This is a genomic window from Streptomyces sp. SudanB52_2052, assembly GCF_964272415.1.
In the GTDB taxonomy this organism is placed as follows: Bacteria; Actinomycetota; Actinomycetes; order Streptomycetales; family Streptomycetaceae; genus Streptomyces; species Streptomyces olindensis.
In genome coordinates, this window is record NZ_OZ186796.1 from 4,638,980 (window position 1) to 4,664,315 (window position 25,336).

General features: G+C 68.8%; 20 protein-coding genes. 7 read left to right on the forward strand and 13 right to left on the reverse strand.

Annotation, left to right across the window (positions count from 1 at the left end):
- Positions 1-77 precede the first annotated feature (77 nt).
- The 5 genes from ACSUPV_RS20525 to ACSUPV_RS20545 form a co-directional block, all read right to left on the reverse strand.
- A complete protein-coding gene (locus ACSUPV_RS20525) occupies positions 78-989 on the reverse strand; it encodes an anti-sigma factor family protein (protein WP_436948093.1) in 912 nt (303 codons plus the stop codon).
- Positions 986-1,711: an RNA polymerase sigma factor SigM gene (sigM, locus tag ACSUPV_RS20530; protein WP_436948095.1), complete on the reverse strand. Its 726-nt coding sequence runs from the start codon at positions 1,709-1,711 to the stop codon at positions 986-988. Before sigM ends, ACSUPV_RS20525 begins: the two co-directional genes overlap by 4 nt.
- A 23-nt stretch (positions 1,712-1,734) precedes the next feature.
- Entirely contained in the window at positions 1,735-3,453 is a 1,719-nt protein-coding gene (locus ACSUPV_RS20535; RefSeq protein ID WP_031115185.1) for a protein kinase family protein, read from the reverse strand.
- A gap of 140 nt (positions 3,454-3,593) precedes the next feature.
- Positions 3,594-5,861, reverse strand: coding sequence for a murein biosynthesis integral membrane protein MurJ (murJ, locus tag ACSUPV_RS20540; protein WP_436948097.1), 2,268 nt, complete (start codon positions 5,859-5,861; stop codon positions 3,594-3,596).
- A 43-nt stretch (positions 5,862-5,904) separates the two neighbouring features.
- Positions 5,905-8,310 (reverse strand): DUF6049 family protein, encoded by a 2,406-nt coding sequence (locus tag ACSUPV_RS20545; RefSeq protein ID WP_436948099.1) that lies wholly within the window; start codon positions 8,308-8,310, stop codon positions 5,905-5,907.
- A 255-nt stretch (positions 8,311-8,565) separates the two neighbouring features.
- Here ACSUPV_RS20545 and ACSUPV_RS20550 point away from each other — a divergent pair, with 255 nt between their 5' ends.
- Positions 8,566-10,011 carry a CCA tRNA nucleotidyltransferase gene (locus ACSUPV_RS20550; RefSeq protein ID WP_436948101.1) on the forward strand — a complete coding sequence of 482 codons (1,446 nt, stop codon included), beginning with the start codon at positions 8,566-8,568 and terminating at the stop codon, positions 10,009-10,011.
- 106 nt (positions 10,012-10,117) lie between these two features.
- On the opposite strand, the gene ACSUPV_RS20555 is transcribed toward ACSUPV_RS20550, so the two are convergent.
- The 4 genes from ACSUPV_RS20555 to ACSUPV_RS20570 all read right to left on the reverse strand — a co-directional run bounded on the left by ACSUPV_RS20555 (position 10,118) and on the right by ACSUPV_RS20570 (position 13,908).
- Positions 10,118-10,630 carry an LppU/SCO3897 family protein gene (locus tag ACSUPV_RS20555; RefSeq protein ID WP_037760030.1) on the reverse strand — a complete coding sequence of 171 codons (513 nt, stop codon included), beginning with the start codon at positions 10,628-10,630 and terminating at the stop codon, positions 10,118-10,120.
- A gap of 124 nt (positions 10,631-10,754) precedes the next feature.
- Positions 10,755-12,017 carry an MFS transporter gene (locus ACSUPV_RS20560; protein WP_359788336.1) on the reverse strand — a complete coding sequence of 421 codons (1,263 nt, stop codon included), beginning with the start codon at positions 12,015-12,017 and terminating at the stop codon, positions 10,755-10,757.
- An 89-nt stretch (positions 12,018-12,106) separates the two neighbouring features.
- Positions 12,107-13,189: an inositol-3-phosphate synthase gene (locus tag ACSUPV_RS20565; protein ID WP_031115192.1), complete on the reverse strand. Its 1,083-nt coding sequence runs from the start codon at positions 13,187-13,189 to the stop codon at positions 12,107-12,109.
- Positions 13,190-13,233: 44 nt separating this feature from the next.
- A complete protein-coding gene (locus ACSUPV_RS20570; RefSeq protein WP_037760038.1) occupies positions 13,234-13,908 on the reverse strand; it encodes a PadR family transcriptional regulator in 675 nt (224 codons plus the stop codon).
- A 390-nt stretch (positions 13,909-14,298) separates the two neighbouring features.
- Here ACSUPV_RS20570 and ACSUPV_RS20575 point away from each other — a divergent pair, with 390 nt between their 5' ends.
- Both ACSUPV_RS20575 and ACSUPV_RS20580 read left to right on the forward strand, forming a co-directional pair.
- On the forward strand, positions 14,299-16,947 hold the full coding sequence (locus ACSUPV_RS20575; RefSeq protein ID WP_382614679.1) for a transglycosylase domain-containing protein: 2,649 nt from the start codon (positions 14,299-14,301) through the stop codon (positions 16,945-16,947).
- A 122-nt stretch (positions 16,948-17,069) separates the two neighbouring features.
- Complete coding sequence (locus tag ACSUPV_RS20580) at positions 17,070-18,581, forward strand: glycosyltransferase family 87 protein (protein WP_436948104.1); 1,512 nt, start codon at positions 17,070-17,072, stop codon at positions 18,579-18,581.
- A gap of 118 nt (positions 18,582-18,699) precedes the next feature.
- Here ACSUPV_RS20580 and ACSUPV_RS20585 read toward each other — a convergent pair whose 3' ends face one another.
- The 3 genes from ACSUPV_RS20585 to ACSUPV_RS20595 form a co-directional block, all read right to left on the reverse strand.
- A complete protein-coding gene (locus tag ACSUPV_RS20585; RefSeq protein ID WP_037760041.1) occupies positions 18,700-19,731 on the reverse strand; it encodes an alanine racemase in 1,032 nt (343 codons plus the stop codon).
- Positions 19,732-19,828: 97 nt separating this feature from the next.
- A complete protein-coding gene (gene femX, locus ACSUPV_RS20590; protein ID WP_031115197.1) occupies positions 19,829-20,950 on the reverse strand; it encodes a peptidoglycan bridge formation glycyltransferase FemX in 1,122 nt (373 codons plus the stop codon).
- A 163-nt stretch (positions 20,951-21,113) separates the two neighbouring features.
- A complete protein-coding gene (locus ACSUPV_RS20595) occupies positions 21,114-21,431 on the reverse strand; it encodes a hypothetical protein (protein ID WP_031115198.1) in 318 nt (105 codons plus the stop codon).
- 264 nt (positions 21,432-21,695) lie between these two features.
- On the opposite strand from ACSUPV_RS20595, the gene rpsF reads away from it, so the two are divergent.
- From rpsF to rplI, 4 genes are all read left to right on the forward strand, one after another.
- Positions 21,696-21,986 carry a 30S ribosomal protein S6 gene (gene rpsF / locus ACSUPV_RS20600; RefSeq protein ID WP_030237450.1) on the forward strand — a complete coding sequence of 97 codons (291 nt, stop codon included), beginning with the start codon at positions 21,696-21,698 and terminating at the stop codon, positions 21,984-21,986.
- A gap of 71 nt (positions 21,987-22,057) precedes the next feature.
- On the forward strand, positions 22,058-22,642 hold the full coding sequence (locus ACSUPV_RS20605; RefSeq protein ID WP_031115199.1) for a single-stranded DNA-binding protein: 585 nt from the start codon (positions 22,058-22,060) through the stop codon (positions 22,640-22,642).
- Between the two features lie 45 nt (positions 22,643-22,687).
- Positions 22,688-22,924 (forward strand): 30S ribosomal protein S18, encoded by a 237-nt coding sequence (rpsR, locus tag ACSUPV_RS20610; RefSeq protein ID WP_003949403.1) that lies wholly within the window; start codon positions 22,688-22,690, stop codon positions 22,922-22,924.
- An 18-nt stretch (positions 22,925-22,942) separates the two neighbouring features.
- A complete protein-coding gene (gene rplI / locus ACSUPV_RS20615) occupies positions 22,943-23,389 on the forward strand; it encodes a 50S ribosomal protein L9 (RefSeq protein ID WP_010032778.1) in 447 nt (148 codons plus the stop codon).
- A 192-nt stretch (positions 23,390-23,581) separates the two neighbouring features.
- Here the strand turns inward: rplI and ACSUPV_RS20620 are convergent, their stop codons facing one another.
- The gene (locus ACSUPV_RS20620; protein WP_359788325.1) at positions 23,582-24,919 is read right to left on the reverse strand and encodes an MATE family efflux transporter; all 1,338 of its coding nucleotides are present in this window, start codon (positions 24,917-24,919) and stop codon (positions 23,582-23,584) included.
- Positions 24,920-25,336: the final 417 nt, after the last annotated feature.

Here is a 25,336-nt window from a genome sequence, read left to right on the forward strand (position 1 = left end):
CGGAGATGCCGATCCGTGCCGGATACCACGAAGGGAGAAGACGAAGCACTCTCGCTGGGGAAGAAGACGAAGCTCACTCAGGAGGACGGGTAGGAGCGCTCCAGGAGGATCTTGCCGCGGGCGGTGGACGCCTGGGGATCCACACAGGTCGCGTCGACGATGTAGGCCGTGACCCGGGTGGTGTCGTCAGCGTCGGGGAGCAGCACGAGCATGGCCTTCTTCCCCTGATACCTGCCGTTCTCCACGGCGAGGGCGTCGTCGTCGCGCCCGATGCCGTCGCGGACGCAGCCGGGCACCACAGGCTCCTCGGCGACCTTGGGGTGGTTGCCGCCGGGGGCGGTCGCGGCACCGAAGGGCGTGCGGGAGTCGCCGCCCTCGGTCTTGTTCTCGGCCAGGAGGTCGGTGACCTGCTTCCGCAGCTTCCCCTCGGAGAACGAGTCCGCGGGGGTGGTCTGCGGGCCGCCCGCCGTGTCGTGGGGCGGCTTGTTGTCGCCGAGTGACGACAGCAGAACGGAGCCCAGTCCCAGGGCGGCGACCGTGAAGACGGTCCCCAGCACGGCGATCCTGCGGCGGCCGTTCCGCGTGCGGTCCTTGCGGCCCGGGCCGGTGGTGGAAGAGCGCGGGCGCCCGGCGGGCGTCGATGTTTCACGTGAAACATGCGCACCGCTGTCGTCCTCGGCTCCGGAAGGGGACGCGCTCACCGGGGCCCGGGTCTCGGCGGACTCCGGCTCCGTGGCGTTCAGGAGCGCCTCTGCGGCGAGGGCGGCATCGATACGGCCCGCGACATCAGCGGGCATGCGCGGCGGGCCCGGCAGTGTGCCGAGCAGCCCGCGGATCTCCTCCAGGGAGGCGTAGACGTCCGCGCAGAGCTCGCACGCGTCCAGATGCCGGCGTACGTCGGTGATCCGGGACGGTGGGAGGAGGCCCTCGGCGAGGTCGGAGATCTCCGAGACGTCCGGGTGCCCGGCCATGTCTGTCGTCGACGTCACGCTCGTCCACCTCCGCCCTTCACTGCAGCTGGGTCGCTCGGTCCTGTGTCCGGTGGTCCCGCTCGCTGCGGTCCCGCTGCGGGTGGGACGGCCGGCCCCTGCGTCCGGTTCCGTTCTCCGCCCGGCTTCATCTCCCCACCGGTGCCGTCCGGCCGGAGATGGGTGAGCAGCGGCAGGAGTCTGGCTCTGCCGCGTGCGCATCTGCTCTTCACCGTGCCGGTCGGCACGTCCAGGATGCGGGCCGCCTCCGCGACCGGGTAGCCCTGCATGTCCACCAGGACGAGCGCAGCGCGCTGGTCGGCGGGCAGGGTGCCCAGGGCCTCGATGAGCTGCCGGTGGAGATCGTTGCGCTCGGCCGGTGCCGAGGCCGACTCGTGCGGCTCCAGCAGCTGCTCCAGGCGCTCGGTGTCGTCGACGGGAGAGGTTTTGCGGGAGGCCACCTTGCGGGCGCGGTCCAGGCAGGCGTTCACCGTGATCCGGTGCAGCCAGGTTGTGACGGCCGACTGGCCCCGGAAGGTGTGGGCGGCCCGGTAGGCGGAGACGAGGGCGTCCTGCACCGCGTCAGCGGCCTCCTCGCGGTCCCCCAGCGTTCGCAGGGCGACGGCCCAGAGCCGGTCGCGGTGCCGCCGCACGATCTCACCGAAGGCTTCGGGGTCGCCCTCGACATGCCGGGCGAGGAGGTCCTGATCACTTGCACCGCTGTGCTCGGCGCGGTCCGCCATCGAACCCCCTTCCCTGTCGGAGCTCAGCCCGTGAACTTCACTTCGGTGATGGCCTGCTTGTAGCCCGGGTTGCTGTAGTTGGCGGGGTCGTCACCGGAGTACGGCAGCGCCGTCAGCCAGACCAGGACGTACCGGCTCTTCACCGGCTTGTCGACGGTCACCTTGGCGGAGGTGCTGCTCGTCGTCGCGGTGCCCAGCTTCTTCATGGAGCTCAGCGGGGTGGACGAACCGAGGGAGTCGGTCGCGTACAGCTCGACCGTGGTGTGGTCGCCGCCGTACCGCAGGGAGAGGGCCGCGGCCGACACTTCCTTCTCGGAGCCGAGGTCGTAGACGATGCCGACGCCCGGCTTTATCACCATCTTCGGGCCGTCCAGGTAGCTGCTGGTGCGCCAGCCCGTGGACGTGTTGCCGTCGTAGGTCTCGTCCACGTCGGCGGGGTGCTGGGCGTCGCCCTTGGCGACGTACTCCTCGGCGCCCTTGATGGCGATGGGCTTCGGTGCCTCGGACTTGTTGTCCTTGTCGCCGTCCTCGGTGTTCTGCGTCTTGTTGGGGTCGTCCGTCTTGCCGCCCTGGTCCATGAGCGCGTCCGCCAGCTGCCAGCTGCCGAGGCCCAGCGCGGCGATCAGGAGAGCGGACACGGCCCACTTCAGGGCCTTGCCGGTACGGCTCTGCAGCGGGGGCGGCGGGGCCGGGACCGGCTGGGTGGCGCCGGGGCGCGCCGACTGACGGCCGTATGTGCCCTGCTGGTACGTCGTGCGCTGGTACTCGGGCGGGGCGGTGAACGCCGGCTCCGGCGGGCGGATGCGGGGCATCTCGCCGATCGCCTTCACCAGCTCCTCCGGAGTGGTGCACGGCGACTCGTGCCGGGAGGCGGTGGCTCCGTCGTTGACGAGCGCGCGCATGGAGAGCTCGGACAGACCGCGGTGCACACCGGCCCGTACCTGATCGGGAGCGATGAGGCCGATGTCCTTCGGCAGTCCAGACAGCCCGTAGGCGTCGCTCTCGTACGGCCAGCGCTGGGTGAGCGCGGCGTACAGCAGGGCACCGATGGCCTCCGTGTCGGTGCGCTGCGGGGTGTCGGACGAGATGCCGCGCAGGGCGGCGTTCACGGCGAGGCCGCGGATGCGCCACTGGCCGGTCGAGGTGCGCAGGACGGCGTTGGGGTTCAGTCGCAGATGGGCGAGGCCCTCACGGTGGGCGGCGGCCATGGCGGCGGAGATCTGGCTGACCATCTGGTAGGCGTCGTACGGCTCCAGGGGCCCGGAGGCGAGGAGCGTGGTCAGTTCCGTCGCGTCGGGAAGCCACTCGTGGACGACGTAGACGAGGTCGTTCTCCTCCACCGCGTCCAGGACCTGGACGAAGCGGGGATCGCCCAGGAGGGCGGAGGAGCGGGCGGCGGCCAGCACGGAGCGGGCCCGCGAGTGGTCCGCGGGCAGGATGTGCACGCCGACGGCGCGGCGGAGTTTCTCGTCCACGGCCCGCCAGCTGCTGAAACCGTCCAGACGGGTGACGCACTCCTCGAGGCGGTAGCGTCTGGCGAGCTTGTGACCACTGTGCAGTTCGGGCGGCGAGGTCTTTCCGGGACCGTCGGTCCGGGTGCTCTCCTGTACCTCGTCGCTGTCCGTGTCCCGCTCCCGGTTCTTGGCCACCCCGTCGGCCGTGGACTGGTCCGCCTGTGCGGTCAGCGACGTCTCGTCGCTGTTGTCTGCCACGTCGACGGCAGCCGTACTCCGTTCCGCCACCGTCGTTCCTGCCTCCCCATCCATTGCGCGCCGGCCGGTATCCGTTGCGCGCCGTCCGACGCCGAAACCAATTGTGCCCACAGTCCGCCGCTATGCACGACACGCGGTGGCTGACGATGGTTGTGCGCCTACCCCCCGTCTCAGCGTCCCAGGCGCCCGCGGACCATGCCGACCAGCGAGTTGAGTTCCTCGATGCGCATGCGGCGGGCGGCGATGAAGAAGATCCCGAGGAGAACGGCACCGCCGGCGAACACCGCGGCGAGCGAGCCCGCGACGCCCTGGCCGAGCGTGTGGCCGATGCCGTAGCAGGCCGCGCCGCTGAGCAGGGCGGCCGGGACGGACGCGATGCACAGCCGGGCGTAAGTCCGCAGGACTCGGGCGCCGTCGAGGTCCCCGCCCAGCCGCTTGCGCAGCCGGCGCCAGGCGACTCCGACGCCGATCGCGTAGGCCAGTCCGTACGAGGCCGCCATACCGACCACGGCCCAGCGGGACGGGATGACGAAGTAGCAGACCGCCGAGGCGCCGGCGTTGACCGCGGCGACGATGACCGTGTTGTAGAAGGGAGTTCGGGTGTCCTCGTAGGCGTAGAAGGCACGCAGGACCACGTACTGCACGGAGTACGGGATCAGGCCGAGACCGAAAGCCATCAGCATGTAGCCCATGTTGGTGGCCTCGCTGGTGCCGGAGGAGCCGAACATCAGCGTGCACATGGGGATGCCGAGCGAGAGGAATCCAAACGCGATCGGCACGATCGCGACGGCGGTGGTGCGCAGGCCCTGGGAGATGTCGTCGCGGACGGCGCCACCGTCGCCCTCGGCCGCCGAGCGCGACAGGCGCGGTAGGAGGGCGGCCATGAGGGAGACCGTGATGATGGCCTGCGGCAGGCCCCAGATCAGCTGCGCGTTGGCGTAGGCGGAGACGCCGGTGCCGTCGACTGGCGAGGCCTTGCCCGCCGCGGTGGACAGCCAGATGACGACCATGGCGCCGGCCTGGTTCGCGAGGACGAACAGGACCGTCCACTTGGCGAGCGTGACGGCCTTGCCGAGACCCTGGCCCTTCCAGTCGAAGCGCAGCCGCAGCCGGAAGCCGGTCTCCCGCAGGTAGGGGATCATCGCCAGCGCCTGGACCACGAGACCGAGCAGGACACCGACGCCGAGGAGGCGCTGGCCCTCCGGCGGGATGGTCGTGACCTTCATCCCGGAGTCGGCGGCGGTGCCGTAGACGTAGATGAACATACCCAGCGTCACGATGATGACGATGTTGTTCAGGACCGGGGTCCACATCATCGCGCCGAACTTCCCGCGGGCGTTGAGGATCTGGCCCATCACCACGTGGACGCCCATGAAGAAGATCGTGGGCAGGAAGTACTGGGCGAAGGTGATGGCGACCTGGTTCGCCGCGGGATCACTGGCGATCGAGGGAGACATCACTCGGATCAGGACGGGTGCGCCGAAAACCCCCAGTGCGGTGAGTGTGCCGAGCGCCACCATGACGAGGGTCAGTAGACGGTTGGCGTATGCCTCGCCGCCGTCCTCGTCGTTCTTCATGGCGCGCACGAGCTGTGGCACGAAGACGGAGTTCAGACCGCCACCGACCGTGAGGATGTAGATCATCGTCGGCAACTGGTAGGCGACCTGGAAGGTGTCACCGAGGAAGCCGACGCCGATGGCCGACACGATCAGCGCGGAGCGCACGAAGCCGGTGAGGCGGGAGACCATCGTGCCCGCGGCCATCACGGCGCTGGACTTCATCAGGCCCGCGGCCCGGCCGGTCTTCTTGGGGGCGGGTGAGGCGGGGGGCTCCTGGGCGGACGTCTCGTCCACGGGGGGCGGCGTCGCCGCGGCCTGGTCGGGTGCCGCGTACTGGCCCTGTGTCATCGGGGCCGGGGAGGGGCCGGGGACCGAGGGCGACTCGTACGAGGGGTGGCCGCTGCTCTGCTGCTGGTCCCTGAAGAGGTGCGCGAAGGCGTCCGGCTCCTGGCGCGGCTCGCCCGCCTGGGAGACGAGGTCGTCGACACCCACGAACTGGGTGGTGCGGGGGTCGTCGCCGTACGGCAGGTGCCGGGTCGGGCCCTCCGGCTCCGGCGCGGGGGTCTGGGCCCATACCCGCGGGTCGGGGGCGTACGGCGACTGAGGAGGCTGGGCGTACATCTGATGCGGCGGGTACGTGCCCGGAGGGGGCGGCGGGTGCGCGGCGCGGTCGTAGAGCGCCTCGGCGACCGGGTCCTGGGCGGAGAGGTCCTGCGCCCGGTAGGGGTCCTGGGCGTAGGCGTCCTGGAGGTACATGTCCGCGGGCGGCTGCGGCGGCACCTGGCCGTGCTGGGGCGGCGCGCCCTCGGGCCCGCCGGACTCGGGGTAGCCCGAGTCGCCCACGGCACGGCCGTGGTCACCGTCGTACGGCGCGTTCATGGTTACCCCACCTCATCGTCCCGGGCCCACCGGCCACGACATCTCAACGGTCCACTCTCTCACCCGTGCCGGACGGGTCGGCGCTTTCCGCTGCGGTGTCCGGGGTCGGGTCACTCGGCTGCTCGGGGGCTTCTGCCCGGGAGCCGGTCTCGGACTCCTCCTTGAGACGGTCGCCGGGGGCCTCCGGGTGCTGCCGGGCGCCGACGGGGTCCTGCGGGCTGTCGGCGTCGTCGTCCGTCCCGGCGGTGCCGTCCTCGGCGGCCTCGCGTGCGGCCGCGCGCTTGCGCTGGGTGTACATCCGGAAGCCGGCGAGGACCAGGAGCAGGACGCCGCCGCCGATGACCAGCATGACGGTGGGCGTGACCTCGGTGACCTTCACATCGAAGGTGACGGCGGCACCGTACGGCCGGCCGTCCTCCGTGTACAACTGCGCGACGACCTTGGCCCGGCCGTTGGCGTTGGCGGACGTGGTGAACTTCACCGACTGGCTGTGGCCGCCGTTGACGGTGACCTGCTGCTCCTCGTAGGCGTCACCGCCGATCTTGAGGCGCGTCGGGTTCTGCGACGTGAGCCGCAGCTCCAGGTGCTCGACGCCTTGGACCAGGTTGTTCTGGACGGTCACCGGGATCGTGGCGCTGCGGCCGGAGAGCTTGGTCTCCGACTTCTCGATCAGCTTCACGCTGCCGATGAGCCCGTCGAGGTACCCCTCGATGCCGCTGCGGTAGGTCGACGCCGCGACGTCGTCGCCGCGCCACGACGTGGACATCTCGCGGTTCATGGCCCGTCCGAAGGGGGTCACGACCCGGGACTGGCGGGTCAGGATCACCTTGAACTTGTCGAGCTTGTCCTGCGTCTTCGCGATCTGCTCGAACGCGGCCTGTGGGAGCTCCTGGGCGCGCAGCGGGCGGGGATACGTGGAGGCCGGCGGCACCTTCGTGTTGGCCGCAGGGTCCGGCTTGGCCTTGGCGGCGGCGGAGAGGTCCTGCGGCTCGGACCAGTTTCCGCCTTCGAGGGCCGCCAGCGCCTCGGCCATGGCCTGGGCCTGGCTAACGGATGGCATGCGCTGCGGGGCGACGACGACGCTGCGCTGCTTGCCGGTCTGCAGGCCGAGCGTGAGGCTCTGGGCGAGGAAACGCTGCACGGCGAGCGTGGAGGCGGAGGCCTTCGTCAGGTTGCCGTGGAACGCCGTGGACAGCCTGGAGTCCGCGACGACCGCCGTGGTGCCGCCGCCGATGGGCCGGGCCGCGGAGGGCGTGTACGACAGGTTGTCCTGGAGGCTGTCGCTGCGGGCGATCACCTTGTCGGCACCCGCGGAGGTCGCGACCTTCACGATCGACGGGTCGACGGCGCCGTCCACGGGCCACGCGAAGTCCGTGGACGGTTTCACGTGGAGGATCGTCTCCACCGTGTCGTCGACGACGTCGGTGGCTTCCTTGAAGTGGCTCAGGGAACCGGTGACCTTCGTGCCGTGGTGGGCGAGCGAGGCGAGGTCCGGGTCGCCGAACGGCAGGGCGACGATGTCCTTGCCCGCGACCGCCTGCTGGAGCTCCGCGAGCCAGTTCTTGGCGATCTCCTGGCTCTTGCCGGGGGTGGTGGTGCCGTCCGCGCCGCGGATCTCGTAGCTCTTCGTCATCGCGTCGACGGAGGCCAGCAGATCCGGATCGACTACCCACGTGACGTCGAGGCCCTTGCCCAGCGACACCATCTGGTCGAGGCGGCCGCCCGGCGCGATCTCCTCGGCCAGCTTGTCGTCGCGGAAGACCGGCGTCTGCTGCTCGTTCGACCCCGTCTCGGCGGCCATGTGGGCCGTGGAGACGAGCGGCCAGAGGAAGGTGGTCTTCGTCTTCGTGCCGGCCTCTTCCGGCTGCCACGGCAGGAACGTGCGCTGGATGCCGAGGACCTGGTCCCAGGGCTGCGCGGCGGTCTCCCCGGAGAGCGAGACGGCCAGCTGGTAGACGCCGTCCTCGCCGAGGTCCAGCTCGTCCACCGGCACGGAGATGTTGAAGGGCTCCGCCACGCCGGGGATGAGCTTGGGGAACTTCTCCGCGTACTTGCCGCCGATCTCCTCGCCGACGGGGCCCTGGACGTCGTCGCTCTTCTTGGCGAGGGTGTCGATGGACGAGCGGGTGTCGATCGAGGGTCCCACCCGCAGATCGACGTGGGCGTCGGTGACGGCCTGCTTGCCGTTGTTGGTGACCGTGCCCGACACGGTCACCGTGTCCCCCTCCGTGGGGGCGCTGGGGCTGAGCGAGTCGACCGCGACGGACACCGAGCCGGCGCCGGAGGCAGCCTGCGCGGACTCCTGCCCGGCCGCGTCGGCGGGGGCCGCGGCCGGCAACTGGAGGAGTCCGGCCAGCAGGGGCGCACCGGCGAGCAGTGCTCCTGTGCGCCGCAGCCACCGGCGGGCAGGTGAGGCACTGGTCCCCTGGAAGTCTGCCGCCTCGGCCACGCGCTCGCCCGTCCCTCGTCGTCGTCAGTGGTCGTCGGAATGTGCGTCCACGCATGGTAACGATGCGCGCTGAGGGGAAGTGCCGCGGTCCGCTCGACAAGATCGCGGGCTGATGGCGGGCTGTCCGGTATGCGGCGTATGGCGGTGAGCGGTCCTTTGCTTCTCGAGGGCGGGCCTTGTGCGCCTATTGACGGACGTGTCCGCACCGGTAATGGGGGAGCTCGCGGTCGCCCGGGCCACGTACCCTCTTCTGTTGTGCCGAACGCCAACGAAGAAAAGTCCAGTGCCCTGAGCCAGGTGCAGCACCGCGCGGTGAGTGAACTGCTGCGGGTCGCTCCTGTCGCCGACGACCTCGCCCGCCGCTTCCAGGAGGCCGGGTTCTCACTTGCCCTGGTCGGCGGCTCGGTCCGGGACGCGCTGCTGGGCCGGCTCGGCAATGACCTGGACTTCACGACCGACGCCCGCCCGCAGGACGTGCTCAAGATCGTCCGTCCGTGGGCGGACGCCGTCTGGGAGGTCGGTATCGCCTTCGGCACGGTCGGCGCCCAAAAGGGCGGCTACCAGATCGAGGTGACCACCTACCGGTCGGAGGCGTACGACCGCACCTCACGCAAGCCCGAGGTGTCCTACGGCGACTCCATCGAGGAGGACCTCGTCCGCCGTGATTTCACGGTGAACGCGATGGCCGTCGCGTTGCCGGAGAAGGAGTTCGTCGACCCGCACGGTGGGCTGGAGGACCTCGCGTCGCGTGTGCTGCGCACGCCTGGCACTCCTGAGCAGTCCTTCTCGGACGACCCGCTTCGGATGATGCGGGCCGCGCGGTTCGCGGCTCAGCTCGACTTCGAGGTGGCCCCCGACGTCGTCACGGCGATGAAGGAGATGGCCGGGCGGATCGAGATCGTCTCGGCCGAGCGGGTACGGGACGAGCTGAACAAGCTGATCCTCTCGCCCCACCCGCGCAAGGGACTGTCGCTGCTCGTGGAGACCGGCCTCGCCGACCACGTGCTGCCCGAGCTGCCGGCCCTGCGCCTGGAGCGTGACGAGCACCACCGGCACAAGGACGTCTACGACCACACGCTGATCGTCCTGGAGCAGGCGATGGCGCTGGAGGACGACGGCCCTGATCTGACGCTGCGGCTGGCCGCCCTGCTGCACGACATCGGCAAGCCGCGCACACGGCGCTTCGAGAAGGACGGCCGGGTCTCGTTCCACCACCACGAGGTGGTCGGGGCGAAGATGACCAAGAAGCGCATGACGGCTTTGAAGTACTCCAACGAGCTGGTGAAGGACGTCTCACGGCTGGTCGAGCTCCACCTGCGCTTCCACGGCTACGGCACCGGCGAGTGGACGGACTCGGCGGTCCGCCGTTACGTCCGTGACGCCGGCCCGCTCCTCGACCGGCTGCACAAGCTGACCCGCTCGGACTGCACCACGCGCAACAAGCGGAAGGCAGCGGCTCTGTCGCGGGCGTACGACGGCCTGGAGGAGCGGATCGCCAAACTCCAGGAGCAGGAGGAGCTGGACTCCATCCGCCCGGACCTCGACGGCAACCAGATCATGGAGATCCTGGGCGTCGGTCCCGGTCCGGTCATCGGCCGCGCGTACAAGCACATGCTGGAGCTGCGGCTGGAGCACGGGCCGATGGAGCATGACGCAGCGGTGGCCGCCCTCAAGGAGTGGTGGGCCGGCCAGGAAGGCTGAGGCTGTGAAACGGGGCGATGTTTCACGTGAAACATGACCCCGCGGGAGACAGAACATAGCGAGGGGCGGTGTTTCACGTGAAACACCGCCCCTCGCTGCGTCTGCCTTACTTCTTGTGGTCCTTCAGGCAGAGCAGGAAGTCCTTGCCGTCACCGCTCTGGGTGTACACGTACTGGAAGTCCTTGGCCTCGGCCTCGCACTTGCTGGACGCCATGGCGTCCGTGAGGAACTTGCCCTCGACCTTGGCGAGCACCTCGTACTGGGCCTTCGCGTCACCACAGTCGACGACCTCGAGGTCCGGGTTGTTGTCGTTGGTGCTGCCGCGGTGCATGCAGTCGCCGACCGCTGCCGTGTTGGCGTCGTCCCGGCTGGCTATGTAACCGCCGATGGCGACGCTCGCCACGGCGAGGACGATCACGATGTTCTTGATGGTCTTGAAGCTGAGCTTGCGGCCGGACGGCTGCGGGGGAACCGGGGCGTAAGGAGCCGCGCCCTGGGGCGGGAAGCCGGGCTGGCCGGGCTGCTGGGGGTAGCCGCCCTGCGGCGGGTACGGGGCCTGGGGCTGACCCGCGGGCTGGCCCTGTGCGAACGGGTTGCCCTGGGGCGGCGGAGTAGTCACTTGGGGGTCCCCCTAGAACATGGAAGAGTGACGCGAACATGTCGCGAGATAAGACCCACGTAAGGTAGCGGTCCCCACTGACACCCCAGTAGTCAGATGGGACTCTGTGGCATTGATGTGACACTTACTGGCGGCCAAACCGGCCCATAGTCACCGCTACTGCCGCGTAGATAACGGCGATCGTGATCACCAGAGGCACGGACCGGCCGTCCGGCGGCAGCATCAGCGCGGCAACGGCGGCCGCTCCGACGAAGAAGACGTTGAAAAGGACGTCGTAGACCGAGAAGATCCGGCCACGGAAGCCGTCGTCGACGGACGACTGGACGATGGTGTCCGTGGCGATCTTGGCTCCCTGGGTCGTCAGGCCCAGGACGAAGGCCGCGGCCAGCAGCGGGGCGGTGGCGAACGGCAGGCCGAGAGCCGGCTCCAGCAGCGCGGCAGCGCCCGCGCACACCACGATCCAGCGGCCGGGGCCCAGCCGCCCCGCGGTCCAGGGCGTCACCACGGCGGCCGCGAAGAAGCCCGCGCCGGAGACGCCCAACGCCAGCCCGAGCAGCGCGAGTCCCTCGTCCGTCGACGAGGTGAGCGCGTACCGGCAGAGCATCAGGAGCATGACCAGCAGGGCGCCGTAGCAGAACCGCATCAGCGACATCGCCGCGAGCGCCCAGGCCGCCTCCCGGCGCTGCGGCGCTGCCAGGTGACGTACCCCCGCCACCAGATCGCGGACGGTGCCCGTGATCGCCGTCCCGATGCGAACACGGGCCAAGGTCCGGTCTGGGCCGAGGAGTTCCCGCGCCATGCTCAGCGAGGCCAGGGCCGCGCACAGATACAGCCCGGCCGCCACGAGCACCACGGCGGCGTCGGAGTCCGCCACCACCAGGCGGACGACGAAGGCGAGGCCGCCGCCCGCGGTCGCCGCCAGCGTTCCGGCGGTCGGGGAGAGGGAGTTGGCGAGGACCAGGCGCTCGGCGTCGACCACCCGCGGCAGGGCGGCGGACAGGCCCGAGAGGACGAAGCGGTTGACGGCGGTGACGCACAGGGCGGAGACGTAGAAGAGCCAGTCGGGTACCGGACTGAGTATCAGCACGGCCGTCGCCGAGGCGAGCAGGGCGCGCAACAGGCTGCCGTACAGCAGGACCTGACGGCGCCGCCAGCGGTCCAGCAGGACGCCGGCGAACGGGCCGACGAGCGAGTACGGGAGCAGCAGCACCGCCATCGCCGAGGCGACCGCGGCCGCCGAGGTCTGCTTCTCCGGGGAGAAGACGACGTACGCGGCGAGCGCGACCTGGTAGACGCCGTCGGCACCCTGGGAGAGCAGGCGCACGGCGAGCAGGCGCCGGAAGCCCTGGAAGCGCAACAGGACGCGCAGGTCACGGACGACGGCCATGGGGCACAGCCTCACATACGGGGAGGGTCCCCGGGTCGTACGACCCGGGGACCCTCACAGCCCTGGCAGGAGCGATCAGTTGCGGCGCGTCAGCGCTCGACCTCACCCTTGATGAACTTCTCGACGTTCTCGCGGGCCTCGTCGTCGAAGTACTGCACGGGCGGGGACTTCATGAAGTAGCTCGACGCGGAGAGCACGGGGCCGCCGATGCCGCGGTCCTTGGCGATCTTCGCCGCGCGCAGGGCGTCGATGATGACGCCGGCGGAGTTCGGGGAGTCCCAGACCTCGAGCTTGTACTCGAGGTTCAGCGGGACGTCACCGAAGGCGCGGCCCTCGAGGCGGACGTAGGCCCACTTGCGGTCGTCCAGCCAGGCGACGTAGTCGGACGGGCCGATGTGGACGTTGCCCTCGCCCAGGTCGCGGTCGCGGATCTGGGAGGTGACGGCCTGCGTCTTGGAGATCTTCTTCGACTCGAGGCGGTCGCGCTCGAGCATGTTCTTGAAGTCCATGTTGCCGCCGACGTTCAGCTGCATCGTGCGGTCCAGGATGACGCCGCGGTCCTCGAACAGCTTCGCCATGACGCGGTGCGTGATGGTGGCGCCGACCTGCGACTTGATGTCGTCGCCGACGATCGGGACGCCCGCCTCGGTGAACTTGTCCGCCCACTCCTTGGTGCCGGCGATGAAGACCGGAAGGGCGTTGACGAAGGCGACCTTGGCGTCGATGGCGCACTGGGCGTAGAACTTCGCCGCGTCCTCGGAACCGACGGGCAGGTAGCAGACGAGGACGTCGACCTGCTTGTCCTTGAGGACCTGGACGACGTCGACGGGCTCCTCGGCGGACTCCTCGATGGTCTCGCGGTAGTACTTGCCGAGGCCGTCGAGGGTGTGGCCGCGCTGGACCGTCACACCGGTGCGGGGTACGTCGCAGATCTTGATGGTGTTGTTCTCGGAGGCGCCGATGGCGTCCGCGAGGTCGAGACCGACCTTCTTGGCGTCCACGTCGAACGCGGCGACGAACTCCACGTCGCGGACGTGGTAGTCGCCGAACTGGACGTGCATCAGGCCCGGCACCTTGGACGCCGGGTCGGCGTCCTTGTAGTACTCGACTCCCTGCACCAGCGATGCGGCGCAGTTGCCCACGCCGACGATGGCTACGCGAACCGAACCCATTCCGGTTGCTCCCTGTGTGTACGAGTGAGGCCCTCGGCGGGCTCTCACGTGGCGGTGTCGTCGGGCGTATCCGGACGGGGGTCGTCCCCCGGCCGGGGCAGGCCGCCCGACGCTCCAGATGTGGTGTCACGCGAACCGGGCTCCCCGGAGGCGGGACCCTTGAGGTCCCGCCCCGCCCGCTCGCTCTCGATGAGCTCGTTCAGCCAGCGCACCTCGCGCTCCACGGACTCCATCCCGTGGCGCTGGAGCTCAAGCGTGTAGTCGTCGAGGCGCTCCCGGGTCCGGGCCAGGGAGGCGCGCATCTTCTCCAGGCGCTCCTCCAGCCGGCTGCGGCGACCCTCCAGCACGCGCATGCGTACGTCGCGTGAGGTTTGCCCGAAGAAAGCGAAACGGGCGGCGAAGTGCTCGTCCTCGTACGCGTCGGGCCCGGTCTGCGAGAGCAGCTGCTCGAAGTGCTCCTTGCCCTCCGCCGTCAACCGGTAGACGATCTTGGCGCGGCGGCCGGTGAGGGGGACGGCCTCGGCGTCGTTCCCCTGTTCCTCGATCAACCAGCCGTTGGCGACCAGCGTCTTGAGGCAGGGGTAGAGGGTCCCGTAGCTGAACGCACGGAAGACGCCCAGTGATGTGTTGAGTCGTTTGCGCAGCTCATAGCCGTGCATCGGAGATTCGCGGAGCAGGCCGAGGACGGCGAACTCGAGGATCCCGGAACGCCGGCTCATCGTCGCCTCCTCTCTGCCGCGGTGCTCATGTATCCGCTCGATGTGTCGAGCTGATGTATCGACTCGATACATCACGACGATAGAACGGCCTTCCGCATGCGACAAGAGGGGGTGTGGTGAACGGGATCACATCACCGATTCATCGGACGCGAGTTGCCTGATTTGAGGTGAACTTTGGGGCTCGGCAGGTTTTGGCGGTGCGTAGTCTGTGCGCCATGCACATCACCGGGAACCAAGTGACGTCTGAGAGCGTCGTCGTCTTCGGTGTAGTACGGGTGCATGCGGGACCGATGAATGCGGAGCCGACCGCATCCGTACTTCGGGGGGACCGGAAACCAGCCGCCGTTTCCAGGCGCGCAGGAGTGCGCCTGCCCGAGGAGTAGTCGTTCGATGAGCGAGCACCGTCGCAAACCGCCGCAGCCGCAGGGAGGCGGACGTGCCGCGGCCCGACGCGGCCAGTCCGGCTCGTCCTCCGGCCGCCGCGCGGCACCGCGAGGCGCCACCGAGTCTCCGTCCGACTCCTATGGGTCGGGTTCCTACGGCTCGGGGGGTGAGGAGCGTCCGTACGGCGGCCGTGCCGAGGCCCGGCGTGCGGCGCAGAGAAGCGGAGGTGGCCGACGCAGAGCCGCCGAGCCGGCCCGTGGTGGCCGGCGCGCCGCTCCCGCCGGTCCGGTCGGCCCGGGGCGCGGCCGAGGGCGCGCACCCGTGTCCGACAAGAAACGGCTGATCGACTACCCGCGCGCCGGCAAGTACGGCTGGCAGCGCTGGGTGCCCTCCTGGAAGCTCGTCTCCGGCCTGTGCATCGGGTTCTTCGGCAGCCTGGTGGCCGTGGCGGGCATCGGGTACGCCATGGTGGGCGTCCCCAACGAGGAGAACGCGGCGGCCCTGTCGCAGAACAACGTCTACTACTGGTCCAACGGCCAGCAGATGGTGGCGACGGGCAGCGGCCAGAACCGGCAGAACGTCACGATCGACCGGATCCCCAAGGCCATGCAGCAGGCGGTGATCTCGGCCGAGAACAAGACCTTCTACAAGGACTCGGGCGTCGACCCGATGGGCATCGCCCGCGCCCTGGCGAACATGGCCCGGGGCGGTGACACGCAGGGTGGCTCGACGATCACCCAGCAGTTCGTCAAGAACACGTACCTGAGCCAGGAACAGACGATCACCCGTAAGTTCAAGGAGATGTTCATCTCGATCAAGGTGGGCACGAAGCTCTCCAAGGACGAGATCCTCCAGGGGTACCTGAACACCTCGTACTACGGGCGTGGCGCCTACGGCATCCAGGCCGCCGCCCAGACCTACTACGGCAAGGATGCGAAAGACCTCACGGCGAGCCAGTGCGCCTTCCTCGCCGCTCTGCTCAAGGGTCCGACGTACTACGACCCCGCGGGCAACGAGAGCCTCGACCCGTCGGCGAACAAGGACGCCAACCTCAAGCGGTCCAAGGAACGCTGGGGCTGGATCCTGCAGCAGATGCACAACGACAACAAGCTCACGGACGCCCAGTACCAGGAAGCGATCAAGGAGTACCCCATGCCGCAGGGTCGCAAGGCGACCAAGGGCATGAGCGGCCAGATCAGCTACCTGGTGGACACGGCCAAGAAGTACGTCCTGAACCACTCCAACATCACGGAGCAGCAGTTCGACCAGGGCGGCTACCAGATCAAGACGACCTTCGAGAAGAGCAAGGTCGAGGCGCTGGCCAAGGCCGTCAAGAAGGTCGAGGACGAGAAGCTCGATCCGGAGAAGCGTGAGCTGGACAAGCACGTCCAGTTCGGCGCGGCGTCGGTGAAGCCCAAGGACGGCGCGATCGTCGCGCTCTACGGTGGTGCGGGCTACGAGAAGGGCCACTTCAACAACAACGCGGACACCTCGGGCGTCCCCGTCGGTTCGACGTGGAAGCCGTTCGTGCTCGCCGCGGCCATGGAGCACGGCACCTACCGGAGCGACGGTCCCCTCTCGCCGCTCAGCAAGTACAACGGCAACGACAATCTGAGGGTCAGGAACAACGACGGCTCCTACGTTCTGAAGAAGGACAACACGCCCTTCCGCCAGAAGAACGAGAGCGACCGCCCCTGGGGCTACATCACCTTGCGCAAGGCGATGGAGCAGTCCGTCAACACCCCGTTCGTGCAGCTCGGCATGGACGTGGGGATGAGGAACGTGCGGGACGTGGCCGAGAAGGCCGGCATCCTGGACGCCAGCTTCGCCACGCTCAACCCGTCGTTCGCGCTCGGTACCTCGACCCCCAGCGCGATCCGCATGGCCGACGCCTACGCGACGTTCGCCGCCGCCGGCAAGCAGGCCGCCCCCTACTCGGTGACCAGCGTCAAGTTCAACGGGCAGGAGGTCGACGGCTTCGACAAGCCGAGGATCACCCAGGCGATGCCCGAGAACGTGGCGAACAACGTCACCGACGTGCTGGAGAACGTCATCCAGAACGGTACGGGTAAGAACGCGCTGGCTCTGGGCCGTACGGCGGCCGGCAAGACCGGTACGACGGACGAGAACAAGTCGGCCTGGTTCGTCGGCTACACCCAGCAGCTGTCGACCTCGATCGCGATGTTCCGTGAGGATCCCAAGAGCGCCAAGCTGCTCTCCATGAACGGCACCGCGGGCGAGGAGTCCATCCACGGTGGTGACACCCCCACCGAAGTGTGGACCGAGTACATGAAGGCCGCGCTGAAGGGCGAGCCCGACCTCGGCTTCCCGGAGGCCGAGAAGATCGGCGAGGTCCAGGACGCGGTGGGCGCTCCGTCGCCGACCCCGAGCCCGAGCGTGGAGCCCAGCGAGACACCGACCGAGTCGCCGAGCGCGACGCCCAGTGAGAGCCCGACGCTCCCGTCGCCCTCGCCGAGTGACACCTGCGGTTTCTTCGGTTGCGAGAACGACGGCGGCGGCCAGAACGGTGGCGCGGACAGCGGAGGCACGGACGGAGGGGCGAGTACCGAGCCCACGCCGACCGACACGAATCTGGACGGCGGCAACACCAGAGGCAATGGCAACGGAGGCATCTTCGGAGGCCCCGCCGGATAGCCGACCGATCGCCCGGCTTGGGTGTTTCACGTGAAACGTCAGGCTGTTTCACGTGAAACAAGGGCCGCCGCACCCACTCGGGTACGGCGGCCCTCGGCGTATTACTAGACACGTACGGCAGGATGTGCGGCATGCCCAGTGCAGAATCGACGCGAGCGAGCGTCCACGAGCCGGAGCCGGTGCGGCCGACCAAGGAGGACGAGGTCGCCGCGGCCGGCAGCGAGCTGATCGGCGGCCCGCTCGGGCGGCGTGCCCTGCTCGGGTCGTCCTGGTGGACTCCGGTGCGAGTGATCGCGCTGGTGGCGATCGGCATGTTCGCCCTCGGCCTGGTCCAGAAGGCGCCCTGCTACAACGGCGCCTGGTTCTTCGGCGCGAGCTCCCAGTACACGCATGCCTGCTACTCGGACATCCCGCACCTCTACCAGGGGCGTGGCTTCGCCGACGGTCTCGTGCCGTACTTCGACCGGCTCCCCGGCGACATGCAGTACCTGGAGTACCCGGTGCTCACCGGTGTCTTCATGGAGGTCGCCTCCTGGCTCACGCCCGGCAGCGGCACCATCCAGTACCAGGAGCAGTGGTACTGGATGGTCAACGCCGGGATGCTCATGGTGTGCGCGTCGGTCATCGCCGTCTGCGTGACCCGCACCCACGCCCGGCGTCCCTGGGACGGCCTGCTGGTCGCCCTGGCGCCCGCCGCCGCACTGACGGCCACCATCAACTGGGACCTGCTGGCGGTCGCTCTGACGGCCGCTGCGATGCTGATGTGGTCGCGAGGCCGGTCCCTGGCCTTCGGCGTCCTGCTGGGGCTCGCCACGGCGGCCAAGCTCTATCCCTTCCTGCTCCTCGGGCCGCTGCTGGTGCTGTGCTGGCGCGCGGGCAAGTGGCGGGAGTTCGCGAAGGCACTGGGCGGCGGGATCGTCGCCTGGGTCGTCGTGAACGGGCCGGTGATGCTCTTCGCGTTCGAGGGCTGGTCGAAGTTCTACACGTTCAGCCAGGAACGGGGCGTCGACTTCGGCTCCTTCTGGCTGATCATGGCCCAGAACTCCGACAACCCGCTCGGCACCGAGACCGTCAACACGCTCGCCACGCTGCTGATGCTGGTGTGCTGCGCCGGTGTGGCGGCCCTCGCCCTGACCGCACCGCGCCGTCCGCGATTCGCCCAGCTCGCCTTCCTGATCGTCGCGGCGTTCATCCTCACCAACAAGGTCTACTCGCCGCAGTACGTGCTGTGGCTGGTGCCGCTGGCCGCGCTAGCGAGGCCGAAGTGGCGGGACTACCTGATCTGGCAGGCCTGCGAGGTGGCCTACTTCCTGGGGATCTGGATGTACCTCGCGTACACGACCAGCGGAGACGCCCACAAGGGCCTGCCCACCGACGGCTACCACTGGGCCATCGGCATGCATCTGCTGGGGACGCTGTACCTGTGCGTCATGGTCGTGCGGGACATCTTGATGCCGGAGCGGGACCCGGTGCGGCGGTCCGGCGACGACGACCCGTCGGGCGGGGTGCTCGACGGTGCGGAGGACGTGTTCGTCCTCGGTCCCGCGGCCCGGTCCCGGCAGCAGGACGCCGTCCGGTTCGACGGGCCGTCGGTCGAGTGGGGCAAGCAGGGCGCCTCGGGCGGTTCACTCTGAGCGAACGGCCCCAGCGGCCGCCGAGCAGCCGCTCAAGAAGTCGCGCAGAAGCCGACGCCTGAAGCCAAGAGGCCGTACACGGAAGCCCGTGTACGGCCTTTGCGCTGAACCGCGTCGGTCAGCGGTCCACGATCCGGTCGAACTGCGTGGTGGTATGCCGCAGATGGGCCACCAGCTCATCGCCCACCTTCGGCTCCGGCGCGTCCGCGGGCACGAACAGGATCGAGACCTGCATGTGCGGCGGCTCGGCGAACCAGCGCTGCTTGCCGCCCCAGACGAACGGAGAAAGGTTCCGGTTCACCGTCGCGAGGCCGGCGCGGGCGACGCCCTTGGCGCGCGGCATGACGCCGTGCAGCGCCTTGGGGGCCTCCAGGCCCACCCCATGGGACGTGCCGCCCGCCACGACCACCAGGAAGCCGTCCGAGGCGGCCTTCTGCTGCCGGTAGCCGAAGCGGTCGCCCTTGGCGACGCGTGTGACGTCCAGGACCGCGCCACGGTATTCGGTGGCCTCGTGGTCTCCCAGCCACAGCCGCGTGCCGATGCGGGCGCGGAAGCGGGTCTGCGGGAACTGCTGCTGGAGCCGGGTGAGTTCCTCCGCCTTGAGGTGGCTGACGAACATGGTGTGCAGGGGCAGCCGGGCCGCACGCAGCCGGTCCATCCAGCCGATGACCTCCTCGACGGCGTCCGAGCCGTCGGTGCGGTCCAGCGGCAGGTGGATGGCGAAGCCCTCCAGGCGGACGTTCTCGATCGCGGCGTGCAACTGGGGCAGGTCCTGCTCGCTGATGCCGTGGCGCTTCATCGAGGACATCACCTCGATCACCACGCGGGCGCCGACGAGACCGTACACACCGTCTATCGACGAGACGGAGCGGATCACCCGGTCCGGCAGCGGCACCGGCTCCTCGCCGCGCCGGTACGGCGTCAGCACCAGCAGGTCACCGCCGAACCAGTCCTTGATCCGGGCGGCCTCGTACGTCGTGCCGACGGCGAGGACGTCCGAACCCAGCCGTGTGGCCTCCTCGGCCAGCCGCTCGTGCCCGAAGCCGTAGCCGTTGCCCTTGCAGACCGGCACGAGGCCCGGGAACTGCTCCTGCACGTGCTTGTGGTGCGCCCGCCAGCGCGCGGTGTCGACGTAGAGCGTGAGCGCCATGGCCGGACCTGGAACCTTTCTCGTGGTCGCCGTGTATCAGCGGTTGCCGTGTGTCAGAGGGTGCGGTGTCAGAAGTATGGAAGCACTGAACGTGACGTCAGCGGCGCGACATGTAGATGTCGAGCGCCTTGTGCAGCAGCTTGTTCAGCGGGAAGTCCCACTCGCCGAGGTACTCGGCCGCCTGTCCACCGGTGCCCACCTTGAACTGGATCAGGCCGAAGAGGTGGTCCGTCTCGTCCAGTGAGTCGGAGATGCCGCGCAGGTCGTAGACGGTGGCGCCGAGCGCGTAGGCGTCCCGCAGCATCCGCCACTGCATCGCGTTCGACGGCCGGACCTCACGGCCGATGTTGTCGGAGGCGCCGTAGGAGTACCAGACGTGCCCGCCGACGATCAGCATCGTCGCCGCCGACAGGTTCACGCCGTTGTGCCGGGCGAAGTACAGCCGCATGCGGTTGGGGTCCTCGCTGTTGAGGGCCGTCCACATGCGCTGGAAGTACGACAGCGGGCGCGGCCGGAAGTGGTCGCGCACCGCTGTGATCTCGTACAGCCGCTGCCACTCCTCGAGGTCCTGGTAGCCGCCCTGGACGACCTCGACGCCGGCCTTCTCGGCCTTCTTGATGTTGCGGCGCCACAGCTGGTTGAAGTTCTTGTGGACCTCTTCCAGGGAGCGGTTCGCCAGCGGCACCTGGTAGACGTAGCGGGGCTGGACGTCGCCGAAGCCGGCACCGCCGTCCTCGCCCTGCTGCCAGCCCATGCGGCGCAGCTTGTCGGCCACCTCGAAGGCGCGCGGCTCGATGTGGTCCGCCTCGATGTCGCGCAGGCGCTTGACATCGGGGTTCTGGATGCCCTGCTTGATGGAGGCGGCCTCCCAGCGGCGGATGATCACCGGCGGGCCCATCTTCACCGAGAAGGCGCCCTGCTGCTTCAGGTGCGCCAGCATCGGCTCGATCCATTCCTGCAGATTCGGCGAGAACCAGTTGATGACCGGGCCCTCGGGCAGGTACGCGAGGTAGCGCTTGATCTTGGGCAGCTGCCGGTAGAGGACCAGACCGACACCGACCAGCTCGCCGGTGCGGTCGTCGAACCAGCCGAGGTTCTCGGAGCGCCACTCCGCCTTGACGTCAGCCCAGGCCGGGACCTGCATGTGGCTCGCCGACGGCAGGCTCTGGATGTAGGCCAGATGCTGCTCTCGACTGATGGTCCTCAGGGTCAGGCTCATTCGGGGCGCTCCTCGGGCTGGTGTGTCCCCATGGGTTCAGGGGCTCCGGCTCTCGCGCGAAGCCTACTGCGCCTTGGGAGCGCGCCGGTTGGGCGTACGGCACCTTCGCCACGGCCGTGCGCGGCCGCGGCGTTACCCGGTGTTCGAAAGGAGTGCCCCGGCGTCAGTCGATGAGCCCGCCGAAGAGGCCGCCGTGCGCCATGCCCAGGAAGAACCCGACGCCCGCCGCGCCCAGCCCCAGGATCAGGCCGAACCGCTCACGGGTCGTCTCCGAGATCCACTGGCCGTACGCGCCGGTGAGAATGCCCACCAAGCCGGTCCAGGAGCTGAGCAGGTGCAGGTCGTCGTCGACCAGGGCCGTGACGAACGATGTGATGCCCAGCACCAGGGTCACCGCGAGCAGGGTGTCCTGGAGGGGGTGGGGCTTTCCGTCCGTGGCGAAGAGGCCGCCGGCGGTGTTGGGTCGCAATGCCTGTGCCATAGGGCACCTCCTGCGAAAGTCGGCGCATCGTAGCGCCATACACACCCGATGTGTACAGATTGGCTGCCCTCGCGACCGGATTTCAACCGCAAGCCGCTGTGCGGGTACTCTGTACCGTCCGCACCGGTGTCTGCCCATGTCACGGCAAGGGCTTCTCCACAGAACCCCTGATTGTCAGTGGTGGCCGATACCGTTGCCTACGCATCACAACCCTCCTGCCACGGAACGACCGTGGCCGCTGAGTCCAAAGGAGGTGGGTTCCACATGCGTCACTACGAGGTGATGGTCATCCTCGACCCCGACGTCGAGGAGCGCGCTGTCTCCCCGCTGATCGAGAACTTCCTCTCTGTCGTCCGTGACGGCGGCGGAAAGGTCGAGAAGGTCGACACCTGGGGCCGTCGTCGTCTCGCGTACGAGATCAAGAAGAAGCCCGAGGGCATCTACTCGGTCATCGACCTGCAGGCCGAGCCTGCGGTCGTCAAGGAGCTCGACCGCCAGATGAACCTGAACGAGTCGGTCCTCCGGACCAAGGTCCTCCGTCCCGAGATGCACTGAGCTTCCACGCTCAGCTGATCCCGGGATTCGAGTAGCAAGCAGCCAGAGCAAACCCGCCGAGAGGTTCCCCCATGGCAGGCGAGACCGTCATCACGGTGGTCGGCAATCTTGTCGACGACCCCGAGCTGCGCTTCACCCCCTCCGGTGCGGCCGTCGCGAAGTTCCGTGTCGCGTCCACTCCCCGCACCTTCGACCGCCAGACGAACGAGTGGAAGGACGGCGAAAGCCTCTTCCTGACCTGCTCGGTCTGGCGTCAGGCGGCGGAGAACGTCGCCGAGTCGCTCCAGCGAGGCATGCGCGTCATCGTGCAGGGCCGGCTGAAGCAGCGGTCCTACGAGGACCGTGAGGGCGTCAAGCGCACGGTCTACGAGCTGGACGTCGAGGAAGTCGGCGCCAGCCTGCGCAACGCCACGGCCAAGGTCACCAAGACCAGCGGCCGCGGTGGCCAGGGCGGCTACGGCGGCGGTGGCGGTGGCGGCCAGGGTGGCGGCGGCTGGGGCGGCGGCCCCGGTGGCGGCCAGCAGGGCGGCGGCGCTCCCGCTGACGACCCGTGGGCGACCGGCGCTCCCGCCGGTGGCCAGCAGGGCGGTGGCGGCGGCTGGGGTGGAAACTCCGGCGGCGGTGGCGGCGGCTACTCGGACGAGCCCCCCTTCTAAGGGCGGGTTCGCACCCACACTTCTTGATCACACAGGAGAAACACCATGGCGAAGCCGCCTGTGCGCAAGCCGAAGAAGAAGGTCTGCGCTTTCTGCAAGGACAAGGTCACGTACGTGGACTACAAGGACACGAACATGCTGCGGAAGTTCATTTCCGACCGCGGCAAGATCCGTGCCCGCCGCGTGACCGGCAACTGCACGCAGCACCAGCGTGACGTCGCCACGGCCGTCAAGAACAGCCGTGAGATGGCGCTGCTGCCCTACACGTCCACCGCGCGATAAGGGAAGGGTGACCGACTCATGAAGATCATCCTCACCCACGAGGTCTCCGGCCTCGGCGCCGCGGGCGACGTCGTCGACGTCAAGGACGGTTACGCTCGCAACTACCTGATCCCGCGGAAGTTCGCGATCCGCTGGACCAAGGGCGGCGAGAAGGACGTCGAGCAGATCCGTCGTGCTCGCAAGATCCACGAGATCCAGACCATCGAGCAGGCCAACCAGGTGAAGGCCCAGCTCGAGGGCGTCAAGGTCCGTCTGGCTGTCCGCTCCGGCGACGCCGGTCGTCTCTTCGGTTCCGTCACCCCGGCCGACATCGCTTCCGCGATCAAGGCTTCCGGTGGCCCCGAGGTCGACAAGCGCCGTATCGAGCTGGGCTCGCCGATCAAGACGCTGGGCGCCCACGAGACGTCCGTGCGTCTGCACCCCGAGGTTGCCGCCAAGGTCAACATCGAGGTCGTCGCGGCCTGAGTGCCGCGCTCGCTGAAGCAGTGAGCGATGGGGTCGCGCCCTGCGGGGTGCGACCCCATCGTCGTGTCTGCTGGGAGACTCTCTGTCTCACGTCTCCTGTTTCACGTGAAACAGCGCGTTCTGGGAAACATCACGTTCTTTGGAGCGCACCTAGTTTCACGTGAAACAGTCGGCCTGTTTCACGTGAAACGGTCAGCGGGTCGCCCCTGTCACGATCCAGCGGCCCGAGCGTGTACGGAGCCACAGGGTCAGCATCCGCACGGTCATCATCAGCGTCATCGTGGCCCAGAGGGCCGTGAGCCCACCGCCCCACACCGGTACGAGCAGGGCCACCGGGGTGAAGACCGCCAGGGTGAGCAGCATCGCCCAGGCCAGGTAGGGGCCGTCGCCGGCGCCCATCAGGACTCCGTCCAGGACGAAGACGATGCCGGAGATCGGCTGTGAGAGGGCGACGATGACCAGAGCGGGCAGCGCCGCGTCCTTGACCGCCGAGTCGCTGGTGAACAGGGGCAGGAACACCGGTCGGGTGATGACCACGAGGATGCCGAGGAGGACGCCGACGGCGATACCCCACTCCACCATGCGACGACATGCTTCACGGGCACCCTGTGAATCACCGGCTCCGAGGTAGCGCCCGATGATGGCCTGGCCCGCGATGGCGATGGCGTCGAGGGCGAAGGCGAGCAGGCTCCACAGGGACAGGATGATCTGGTGCGCGGCGATGTCGGCATCCCCGAGGCGGGCGGCGACCGCGGTGGCGATCATCAGGATCGCCCGCAGGGAGAGCGTGCGCACCAGCAGAGGCACACCAGCTTGAGCGGAGGCCCTGATCCCGGCGGCGTCCGGGCGCAGCGAGGCACCGTGCTTGCGTGCTCCGCGCAGGACCACCACGAGGTAGGCCAGGGCCATGCCGCACTGGGCGATGACGGTGCCCCATGCGGAGCCGGCGATCCCCAGGTCGGCACCGTAGACGAGTCCCAGATTGAGAGCGCCGTTGGCGACGAAGCCGGCGATGGCCACATAAAGCGGGGTCTTGGTGTCCTGCAGGCCGCGCAGGACACCGGTTGCGGCGAGGACGACGAGCATGGCAGGTATGCCGAGCACCGAGATGCGCAGGTAGGTGGTCGCATAGGGAGCTGCCGCGTCCGAGGCGCCGAAGAGGTCTACGAGGTGGGGCGCGGTCGGCAGTGCGACGGCGACCAGGACGGCGCCGAGGAACAACGCCAGCCAGATGCCGTCCATGCCCTGGCGAATGGCGGCCTGGAGGTCGCCCGCGCCGACCCGGCGGGCGACCGCTGCCGTGGTGGCGTAGGCGAGGAAGACGAAGACGCTGACGGCGGTCATCAGCAAGGCCGAGGCGACGCCGAGGCCGGCGAGTTGGGCCGTGCCCAGATGGCCCACGATGGCGGTGTCGGCCATGAGGAAGAGGGGCTCGGCGACGAGGGCGCCGAACGCCGGGACGGCCAGTGCGACGATCTCTCTGTCGTGCTGTCTCCGGCCGACTCGGCGGCGCGCGGGGGCCTGTGTCATGTGCATCAATCTAATCGTCCACAGGTAAGAGATGCAAAGCTTTTGCGGCCCTTACTTTCCGTCCAGCAGTACGCACTCCTGTGCACCATTCGAAGCGATCTTGGCCCGGTTGGGGAAGTTTTTCTTCTGCACAGCCGGTGGACGGTAAAAGTCCAGGTCAGAGCGGTGCCTTCAAGGCGGCCCAACGCTTGTTCACAGGCCTGTCCACCGGGTCGTGCACAGGTTTCGCGGAGTTCTCCACAGCATCTGGGCCGTCGTCCACATGGCCTGTGGATAACCAGATTGGCTGACGGTGCCGACAGGCCTACGGTGGTCCGGCGCCCGCTCCGTCCGCCGGTTTTCAAAACGCCACAAAACCGGCGTCCGTCAAACGGAGTTGGGCCTCTCATTTGTCAGTGCCGTGCCGTAGAAAAGAGG

Excerpts from the sequence above, each read along its gene's own strand:
- sigM (WP_436948095.1), bottom strand. The coding sequence starts at position 1,711 with ATGGCGGACCGCGCCGAGCACAGCGGTGCAAGTGATCAGGACCTCCTC.
- murJ (WP_436948097.1), bottom strand. The coding sequence starts at position 5,861 with ATGAACGCGCCGTACGACGGTGACCACGGCCGTGCCGTGGGCGACTCG.
- ACSUPV_RS20560 (WP_359788336.1), bottom strand. The coding sequence starts at position 12,017 with ATGGCCGTCGTCCGTGACCTGCGCGTCCTGTTGCGCTTCCAGGGCTTC.
- ACSUPV_RS20565 (WP_031115192.1), bottom strand. The coding sequence starts at position 13,189 with ATGGGTTCGGTTCGCGTAGCCATCGTCGGCGTGGGCAACTGCGCCGCA.
- ACSUPV_RS20570 (WP_037760038.1), bottom strand. The coding sequence starts at position 13,908 with ATGAGCCGGCGTTCCGGGATCCTCGAGTTCGCCGTCCTCGGCCTGCTC.
- ACSUPV_RS20575 (WP_382614679.1), top strand. The coding sequence starts at position 14,299 with ATGAGCGAGCACCGTCGCAAACCGCCGCAGCCGCAGGGAGGCGGACGT.
- ACSUPV_RS20580 (WP_436948104.1), top strand. The coding sequence starts at position 17,070 with ATGTGCGGCATGCCCAGTGCAGAATCGACGCGAGCGAGCGTCCACGAG.
- ACSUPV_RS20585 (WP_037760041.1), bottom strand. The coding sequence starts at position 19,731 with ATGGCGCTCACGCTCTACGTCGACACCGCGCGCTGGCGGGCGCACCAC.
- femX (WP_031115197.1), bottom strand. The coding sequence starts at position 20,950 with ATGAGCCTGACCCTGAGGACCATCAGTCGAGAGCAGCATCTGGCCTAC.
- ACSUPV_RS20595 (WP_031115198.1), bottom strand. The coding sequence starts at position 21,431 with ATGGCACAGGCATTGCGACCCAACACCGCCGGCGGCCTCTTCGCCACG.
- rpsF (WP_030237450.1), top strand. The coding sequence starts at position 21,696 with ATGCGTCACTACGAGGTGATGGTCATCCTCGACCCCGACGTCGAGGAG.
- ACSUPV_RS20605 (WP_031115199.1), top strand. The coding sequence starts at position 22,058 with ATGGCAGGCGAGACCGTCATCACGGTGGTCGGCAATCTTGTCGACGAC.
- rpsR (WP_003949403.1), top strand. The coding sequence starts at position 22,688 with ATGGCGAAGCCGCCTGTGCGCAAGCCGAAGAAGAAGGTCTGCGCTTTC.
- rplI (WP_010032778.1), top strand. The coding sequence starts at position 22,943 with ATGAAGATCATCCTCACCCACGAGGTCTCCGGCCTCGGCGCCGCGGGC.
- ACSUPV_RS20620 (WP_359788325.1), bottom strand. The coding sequence starts at position 24,919 with ATGACACAGGCCCCCGCGCGCCGCCGAGTCGGCCGGAGACAGCACGAC.